At 68.9% G+C, this 8,426-nt stretch carries 6 protein-coding genes and 3 rRNA genes (1 of these 9 running past the window's edge); 4 read left to right on the top strand and 5 right to left on the bottom strand.

All coding sequences use genetic code 11. The features are described 5' to 3' along the window. From WME85_RS44460 to WME85_RS44445, 4 genes are all read left to right on the top strand, one after another. Positions 1-785, top strand: a 23S ribosomal RNA gene (locus WME85_RS44460) (it extends 2,224 nt beyond the left edge of the window). 128 nt (positions 786-913) lie between these two features. Further along, positions 914-1,030: ribosomal RNA gene (gene rrf, locus WME85_RS44455) — 5S ribosomal RNA — on the top strand. Positions 1,031-1,244: 214 nt separating this feature from the next. Next, positions 1,245-1,361, top strand: a 5S ribosomal RNA gene (rrf, locus tag WME85_RS44450). 469 nt (positions 1,362-1,830) lie between these two features. After that, a complete protein-coding gene (locus WME85_RS44445) occupies positions 1,831-1,962 on the top strand; it encodes a hypothetical protein (protein ID WP_437830296.1) in 132 nt (43 codons plus the stop codon). Positions 1,963-2,159: 197 nt separating this feature from the next. Here the strand turns inward: WME85_RS44445 and WME85_RS44440 are convergent, their stop codons facing one another. From WME85_RS44440 to WME85_RS44420, 5 genes are all read right to left on the bottom strand, one after another. Beyond that, the gene (locus WME85_RS44440) at positions 2,160-2,987 is read right to left on the bottom strand and encodes a hypothetical protein (protein WP_437830294.1); all 828 of its coding nucleotides are present in this window, start codon (positions 2,985-2,987) and stop codon (positions 2,160-2,162) included. A 62-nt stretch (positions 2,988-3,049) separates the two neighbouring features. Further along, entirely contained in the window at positions 3,050-5,713 is a 2,664-nt protein-coding gene (locus WME85_RS44435; protein ID WP_437830292.1) for an MGH1-like glycoside hydrolase domain-containing protein, read from the bottom strand. A 71-nt stretch (positions 5,714-5,784) separates the two neighbouring features. Continuing rightward, positions 5,785-6,312, bottom strand: coding sequence for a peptidylprolyl isomerase (locus tag WME85_RS44430; RefSeq protein ID WP_437830291.1), 528 nt, complete (start codon positions 6,310-6,312; stop codon positions 5,785-5,787). Positions 6,313-6,374: 62 nt separating this feature from the next. Continuing rightward, positions 6,375-7,751: a hypothetical protein gene (locus WME85_RS44425; RefSeq protein WP_437830290.1), complete on the bottom strand. Its 1,377-nt coding sequence runs from the start codon at positions 7,749-7,751 to the stop codon at positions 6,375-6,377. Beyond that, positions 7,751-8,365, bottom strand: a complete 615-nt coding sequence (locus WME85_RS44420; protein WP_437830288.1) for a penicillin-binding protein activator LpoB — start codon at positions 8,363-8,365, stop codon at positions 7,751-7,753. The genes WME85_RS44425 and WME85_RS44420 overlap by 1 nt, the downstream gene beginning before the upstream one ends. Positions 8,366-8,426: the final 61 nt, after the last annotated feature.

Raw genomic sequence — 8,426 nt, 5'->3', positions numbered from 1 at the left:
TAGGTGGGAGGCTATGAAGCCGGGCTTCTGGGTTCGGCAGAGCCAACGTTGAAATACCACCCTGGGTATTCTGGAAATCTAACCTGGGCCCATGAACTGGGTCGGGGACACTGCCTGGTGGGCAGTTTGACTGGGGCGGTCGCCTCCTAAAAAGTAACGGAGGCGTGCGAAGGTTCCCTCAGCCTGATTGGAAACCAGGCGTAGAGTGCAAACGCACAAGGGAGCTTAACTGTGAGACCGACAGGTCGAACAGGTGCGAAAGCAGGCGTTAGTGATCCGGTGGTTCTGTATGGAAGGGCCATCGCTCATCGGATAAAAGGTACTCTGGGGATAACAGGCTGATCGCGCCTGAGAGTTCATATCGGCGGCGCGGTTTGGCACCTCGATGTCGGCCCATCGCATCCTGGGGCTGGAGCAGGTCCCAAGGGTTCGGCTGTTCGCCGATTAAAGCGGTACGCGAGCTGGGTTTAAAACGTCGTGAGACAGTTTGGTCCCTATCTGCCGTGGGCGTAGGACACTTGAGAGGAGCTGCCCATAGTACGAGAGGACCTGGGTGGACGTACCTCTGGTGCTCCGGTTGTCCTGCCAAGGGCATAGCCGGGTAGCCATGTACGGAACGGATAACCGCTGAAAGCATCTAAGCGGGAAGCCGGCCTCAAGACTAGGTGTCCCGGGCCGCAAGGCCCCTAAAGACCCCTCGTAGACCACGAGGTTGATAGGCCGGGTGTGGAAGCCGAGCAATCGGAGGAGCTAACCGGTACTAATAGGTCGTGCGGCTTGACCATACTTCTAAGGCAAACATCGAAGCGTCGCGCCCGGAGTTCGGGTGACGAGCAGCGTGACACAGCTGACCCAGCGTAGAGCATCGCGAGAAGCGGGCTCCGCGGGTTCCTAATGGACGCACCCACAAGTTTCCGGTGGTGATATCGAGAAGGTCACACCCGATCCCATACCGAACTCGGAAGTTAAGCTTCTTGGAGCCGATGGTACTGCCAGGGCAACCTGGTGGGAGAGTAGGACGCCGCCGGGATTTTCTTCGAACCTGCGCACAGGCATCGCCCTGTGCGCAGGTTTCTTTTTTTTGTAACGGCTCGTTTGACTCTGCCCTGCTCTCGGGGTGAGCAGCGAAGCGTCTCGCCCGGAGCTCGGGCGGCGCGCGGCCGTGACACGGCTGACCCAGCGTAGAGCGCCGCGAGGAGCGGGCTCCGCCGTCCGTCCGACAGGACCGGATGCGGCCACAAGTTTCCGGTGGTGATATCGAGAAGGTCACACCCGATCCCATACCGAACTCGGAAGTTAAGCTTCTTGGAGCCGATGGTACTGCCAGGGCAACCTGGTGGGAGAGTAGGACGCCGCCGGGGTTTTTCTTGAACCTGCGCACAGGCATCGCCGTGCGCAGGTTTTTTTTTGCCTTCTTTCCCGGGGCGTCGAGCCTCCTGGGACTTTCTTTTTGCCTTCTGACCGGGGGCGTCGAGCCTCCTGGGACTTTCCGGAGGCGTCGAGCCTCCTGGCGCGCGGCTGGCGCCGCCTCGACGCGACGGGCTGACAAGGCGAGGTGCATTCCCGAGCTGCGGGGCAGCGAGCCGAGGGCGTTCGGCGTTCACTGAGCGGCCTTGGTCGCCCGGCGATGAGGCAGGAACCGACGGCGGCGCGCTGTGGAACAGTGCACGGCCGCTGGGCAAGCGTGCCGTCTGCTCCGGGCGGTCGCGCGGGAGCATGCTCGTGGTCGAACTCGACTCCTCACGAGGTCCTACATGAGCTCGACCGCCATCATCACGCGCCGACACGGTGTTTTTCCCTTGCACGCCGCGCGCTTCGTCCCACGTGTGCGTGCCCATCCTCTTCGCCCAGTCGGTGAGGTGCATCACCTTCATCGAGGTGTTGACGGCGGCTGTGCTCGTCGCGGTGGCGGCCTGTCCCGCCATCCTCCTGCTGATCGTGACCGCCGGCTCGGCGCCGTAGCGTCCGGGGGCGCGGTGTCAGCTCGGACGGCGAGGGCCCGCGCCACAGGGATGCGCGGCTCCGGGAGCAAGGGCTCAGGCGCGGAGTGCGGTCGCTCGGCGACGCGCCGAGGACCATAACCATAGCTGCGCGTCAGCTCGGACGGCGAGGGCCCGCGCCACAGGGATGCGCGGCTCCCGGAGCAAGGGCTCAGACGCTCAGTGCGGTCGCTCGGCAGCGCGCCGGGGACCATAACTGCGAAGAAGGATGAGCCCAACAAGGACGACCAGGGCGGCGATCCGGAGCTCAGGCGGGATCTGCTGTACCCACTCCTCCTCGTCGACTCCAACCGTGGCGAGCACCAGGCCGAGCAGGCCACCCACTGCCTCGCCCGCTCGGCTGATGGACGTCGCCGGGCCGCTCGCGACCGCCTCGTGCGACAGCGCGTGCAAGAGGAGGCCCGCCACCGCGGAGAGAACCCAGGGCTCGATGGCCTCGAAGCGCTCGGCATCGACGAGCCGCGTCGCGAAGGCGCCGGTCACCGTGGCGAGCGCGATCCCGGCGAGCGCAGCGCTCATGGCGCGCTTGTCGTTCGCCCCCGCCCTCACCTCGAGGACCTGGATCGCCACCACCATCGCCAGCGGGACCGTGTGCGCCGCGAGCGCAAGCACGATGGGCAGCGTGAGCTGCCCGACCCGCGAGAGCGACGCGACCGCCGCCCCCTCGCCGAACTGGTGCGCGAGCACCGCGGCATACCCGATCGCGAGCGCCGTCGTCGGCGTCCGGTGAGCGCCCGCATCCCCGAGCAGGAGGCGCTCCAGCGCCGCCGGCGCCAGGAAGCCAGTCGCCGCCGCGAGCAACCCGAGCCAGCCAATCTCGCCGAACGCCTCCGGCAGCAGGTGGAGCAGCGCGATCGAGGCCGCACCAACGAGGGCGAACGTCCGTATCGAGGACATCGCGCCCTCGCTCCGACGACGGAACAACGCCGCAAGGCCGCCCAGCATGACGGCCAGCGCGAGGAGCGAGACGCCGAACGCCAGCGACACAGGCGCCCTCCTAGCACGGATTCACACGAATCGGCGCAGTGCCGAACGGCTTGTGTGGAACACTACGAATGGGGGAGGTCCTGCCGCCCAGCGCGGAGGATCAGGTCGCTCACGAGGGCGGTCCAGCCGGTCTGGTGGGAGGCGCCGAGCCCAGCGCCGGTGTCGCCGTGGAAGTACTCGAAGAAGAACAGGCGATCGCGGAACCGGGGATCGCGCTGGAAGAGGGGATGCTCGCCGTATACAGGGCGGCGCCCCTCGCGGTCGCGCTCGAAAATTGCAGTCAGCCGGCGCGCGAGCTCGTGCGCGCCGTCGCGGAGCGTGCGCGGGCCATGGGCGCCGAGCGGAGGGATCGCCAGCTCGTCGCCGAAGCCGTGGTCGAGCCGGAGCAGCGAGCGGTAGAGGAGATACCCGAGCGGGAACCAGATCGGACCGCGCCAGTTGGAGTTGCCGCCCTTCATGCGCGTGATCGACTCGCCTGGCTCGTAGCCGACGTTGTAGTGCGCAGGGCAGGGATCCAGCCCGAGCGAGACGGGCGCGGCCGCGTGCTCCTTGGAGAGCGAGCGCGGGCCGAAGGGCGAGAGGAACTTGTCCTCGTCGAAGAGGTGCGCGAGCACCCGCTCGAGGCGGCCCGGCGTCACCGCCGAGAGCACCTGCCGCCCGTCCGGACGCACCGTGATGGCCTCGGCGAGCGCCGGGTTCTTGCCGAGGAACCACTCGGTCCGACGACGGAAGTTCGCGAGCTTGCCGTAGATCTCCGGCGTGATCACGTGCACGGCGCAGAGCGGGATGAGGCCCACGGCCGACCGGATCTTCACGTGCCGCGGCCGGCCGCCGACGGTGAGGATGTCGAAGTAGAAGCCGTCCTCCTCCGACCAGAGCGGCAGCCGACCGTCGTTCGTGTGGTGGAGCGCGTGCGCGATCCGCAGGAAGTGCTCGAAGAACTTGCTGGCCAGATCCTCGTACGCGGAGTTATCGAGCGCGAGCTCCAGCGCGATGCGCATGAGGTCCAGGCAGTACATCGCCATCCACGCGGTGGCGTCCGCCTGCTCCAGGCGCATCCCGGGCGTGAGCCGCTCGCTGCGATCGAAGAGGGAGATGTTGTCGAGGCCGAGGAACCCGCCCTCGAAGACGTTGTACCCCTCGGCGTCGCGCTTGTTGACCCACCAGGCGAAGTTGATGAGCAGCTTGTGGAACACGCGCTCCAGGAAGACCCGATCGCCCTGACCGCGCTGCTTCCGCTCGATCTTGTAGATCTGGTACGTCGCCCAGGCATGCACCGGAGGGTTCAGGTCCGAGAACTCCCACTCGTAGGCGGGCAGCTGCCCGTTCGGGTGCTGGTACCACTCCTTGACCATCATCTTGAGCTGGGCCTTCGCGAGATCGATGTCGAGCGAGGCGAGCGCGAGCGCGTGGAACGCGAGATCCCACGCCGCGAACCAGGGGTACTCCCACTTGTCTGGCATCGAGATGACGTCGGCGACCGAGACGTGCCGCCAGTGGTTGTTGCGGCCCTGGAGCCGCTCCGGCGGCGGCGCCTGCACGTCGCCCCGGAGCCAGGTGTCGACGTCGTAGTGGTAGAACTGCATCGACCAGAACAACCCCGCCGCCGCCTGCCGCTGGATGGCGCGACGATCGTCGGATAGCCGTGGGCCCTGGACCGCGAGGTAGTACTCGTCCGCTTCCTTGCGCCGCGCCTCGAGGAGCTCGCCCGCGCGCTCAAAGGGCCGCTCCACCGGCTCCGGAGCGAGGCGGAGCAGGATCCGCCTGCTCTCGCCGGCGGGCACCTCGAGGCGGTGCCAGCTCGCGGCCTTGGTGCCGCGCAGCTCGGCGTTCACCCGGGCCCTGTCGCCGTGGACGACCCGGTGATGGAACGCGTCCTTGACGTACGGCGTCCGCGAGGGGGCGCCGTAGAGCCGCTCGCGGTTCGTCTCGTTGTTGGTGAAGAGCAGCTCCGGACTGCCCTCGATATACAGGTGGTGCGCGCCGTCCTCGGGGTGCGCGGCGCGAAGCATCACGTGGCCGGGGCCGGCCTCCATCGCCCGGATCTCCGGGAGCGGACCGGGCAGCTCGCTCCACGACCAGGTGTTGCGGAACCAGAGGTGCGGCAGGACGTGGATCGGCGCGGCCTCCGGGCCGCGGTTCACCACGGTGATGACCATCAGGATGTCGTTCGGGCTCCGCTTCGCGTACTCGACGACGACATCGAAGTAACGATCCTCGTCGAAGGCGCCGAGATCCGGGAGATCCACCTCGCTCGCGAAGAGACCGCGCTCGCGCGCGGCGGCGACGAGCGCGTCATAAGGGAACGGCCGCTGCGGGTACCGGTAGAGGTAACGCAGGTAGCTGGAGGTCGGCGTCGCGTCCTCGTAGTAGTAGATCTCCTTGACGTCCTCGCCGTGGTTGCCCTCTGGCCCGGTCAGACCGAAGGCGCGTTCCTTCAGGATCGGGTCCCGCTCGTTCCAGACGGCCACGGCGAGACACAGGATCTGGTGACGGTCACAGATGCCGCCGAGGCCGTCCTCGTTCCACCGATAGGCGCGGCTCCGGGCGTGGTCGTGCGGGAAATGCGCCCACGCATCCCCGTTCGCGCTGTAGTCCTCGCGCACGGTCCCCCAGGCCCTTTCCGAGAGGTAAGGGCCCCAGTGCTTCCAGCGGAGGAGACGCTCGCGCTCCTCTTCGAGGCGGCGGTGCTCGGCGGTCAACGCGGCGCGTGCGGTCCTCGTCATGGGCGCACGCTAGGCGACTCCCGCCGACGCGTCGAGCCCGCGGCCGGCGCGCGGGGGGGGACGCGGCGGCGCTACTCGGTGCGCTTGATGATGTGGAAGCCGAAGGGCGTCTCGACGATCTCGCTCACCTCGCCGACCTTCAAGGCGAAGGCGACGTCGGAGAAGCCCTTGACCATCACGCCGCGCTCGAACACGCCGAGATCCCCGCCGCGCTCGCCGGCGCCCGGCTCGTCGCTGTAGTCCGTGACCGCCTGCTCGAAGCTCTCTCCGCCGCGGATCTTGAGGAGCGCCTCCTGGGCCCGCGCGCGCGCCTCGTCGCGCGTGCGGCGGACGCCCTCGGGCTTGCTCTTCGAGCCGTCGTGCATGACGAGGATGTGCCGCGCGCCGATCTGCTTCGGCTGGCTCGCCACGAGCGCTTGCTCCCGCTGGAGCGCCGCGTCCTCCTCGGCCGCGCGGACGGGCGCGGCGACGGCGAGGCCGCCGCCGACCCAGGACGGCGAGGTGGCCAGCGTCCCGCAGGCGGTCACGCAGAGGAGCGCGAGGGGAGAGCACGCCGAGAGCGCGTGGAGCAGCACGGCGCGTACGTCAGGGCTTCGCATCGGCGCGGAGACTGCCGCGGGAGGACAGCGCCCGCAACCCTTCCCGTCCGCCCCGGCGACGCTCAGCGGAGCACCATCATCGGGACGAAGGCCCACCCGCCCGCGGCCACGCTCACCCGCGCGCGCCGCACCTCGCCCCGGGCGCCCACGACAACGTCGTGCGTGCCCGCGCGGACGCGGGTGCGCGCGATGGCGATGCGCGCGGGGAGCGTCGACCAGCCGCGCGTGTCCGGCGTGTCGAGCACGGTCAGCGTCGCGCTCGTGAGCAGGCCGACGAGCAACCCCAGCGGCCCCGAGTCCTCCGCGGCGGCCTCCGTGGCGCCCTGCGCGGCCTCGCCCGCCGCGATGCGAGCGACGGTCCTCGTGATGGCCGACAAGATGATGGTCCCCTCGCTCTTCTTCCAGGCTGCGCGCACCTGCGCCTCGACGTCGAGCGCCTGCTCCATCGGCCGGGAGCGCCCGTCGATCCGGAGGGTCGGGATCGTGTAGCCGCCCTTGCCGCGGCCGAGCGTCGGGTAGTTGACCCACGTCACGAGCCCCTTCGCCGCGAGCGCGTCCGCCCGCGCGCGATCCGTCGGGCTGATGTCGTCGGCCACGAGGGTGAGCGCGAGCCCGATCGGCAAGCGCTGCGGCACCTTCTGCGGCACGCGCCCGAACCCGACGACGACGACGAGCTCCGCCTCGCCGGCCTCGGCGAGCGGCGGCGGTGGCTCCACGCCCTCGATCTGGGCGGCGATGCGGGGCGACCTCGGCTCGCCGCGCGTGAGCGCGCGGAGCGGGCCGCGGAGCGACGGATACGGCCCGTGGCGGAGCGCGTCGTCGTAGTGGAGGAGCGCCTCGTCGGGCTGGCCGCTCTTCTCGAAGGCGAAGCCGGCGAGGTAGCTCCCGAGGCCGAGGAGCGCCGTCTCGCCCTCGTGATCGCGCAGGTACTTCTGCATGACCACGAGGCGGCGGGCCTCGACCCTGGCCCCGCTGAGGTCGCGCTGGGCCAGGTAGTTCATCATGTTGAGGGTGTTGATGAGCAGCTTCTCGTGGGCAGGGGCCTTGTACGGGCCAGCGTCGTCCGAGAAGAGGTATTTCCCGAGCTCGTCGGCGGCCCCGCGGGACAGGTCGAGCAGGTCGATCGACTTGTCCGCGGTCCCGAGATCGCGGGCGGACAGCTTGTAGCGGTCCATGCTGAGCAGGACGTTGCCGCGGTCGAGCAGGAGGAGCGCGTTGTCGCCCTGGAGCGCCGGGAGCTCGTCCGCGGTGTCGACCTCCATCTCCTCGTTCAGCGCGGCGACCGCCTCGGCCCGCGCCCCGCGGTCGAGCGCGTCGAGCGCGGTGCGCACGCGATCCTCATGGCCGCTGCAGGCCGCCTGTCCGAGGCCGAGGAGCAGCGCGAGCGGAGCCAGGACCGCGCGCCTGCGTCCCCAGGGGCTCGCGCGCCGCGAGAGCATCACTCCTGGATGAGCGCCTTGGTGAAGGCTGCCCGGTTCTGCCAGGCGACCGCGCTCGTGGCGACCTCGATGAGCTGCATGAACATGAAGTACTGCACGCGGCGCTCATCCTCGGTGCGCTCGTCGGAGGTGAAGACCTTGCCGGTGATGTAGTACTTCGCGCCGAGCTGGCGGTTGTACTCGGCGATGTGGTCCGGGTCGAACCCGCCGCCGTGCTGCTTCTCGACCTCCGCGATCATCTGCTGCTGGCGCTCGATGCTCACCACGGTGACGAGCTCCGTCTTGACCATGTACGTCTCGATATCAGACAGGAGCGCCTGCAGCTGGCTGTCGATGTGCTCGCTCGTCTGGTTCGACAGCGGGTAGATGGCGAGCGTGGGACGCGAGCCGTCGTTCGCCCACGCCTTGGCCACGGAAGAGGCCATCAGCGACTTCAGGTTCTCGTGGAGGAGCTGCTCGATGTCGCGCTTGTCGATTCCCGTGCTCATCGCCGCGTCGTCGAGCCCCTCGACCTGATTGCCGCGGACGTAAGTCGGTCCGCAGCCGATGGGCATCGACGCGAGCGCGAGCACCGCGAGCAGCGCGGCCGGACAGAGGCTGGACGAACTGGGCATGGACACTCCGCAGGGCAGGACGGGCGCATCCTAGCAGGGGAGGTGTGCGCTGGAGCGGTGA

The organism is Sorangium sp. So ce1153 (assembly GCF_051521595.1).
Classification (GTDB): domain Bacteria; phylum Myxococcota_A; class Polyangia; order Polyangiales; family Polyangiaceae; genus Sorangium.
Note: the sequence above shows the minus strand (reverse complement) of the source record. Positions and strands in the feature narration are given on the sequence as shown.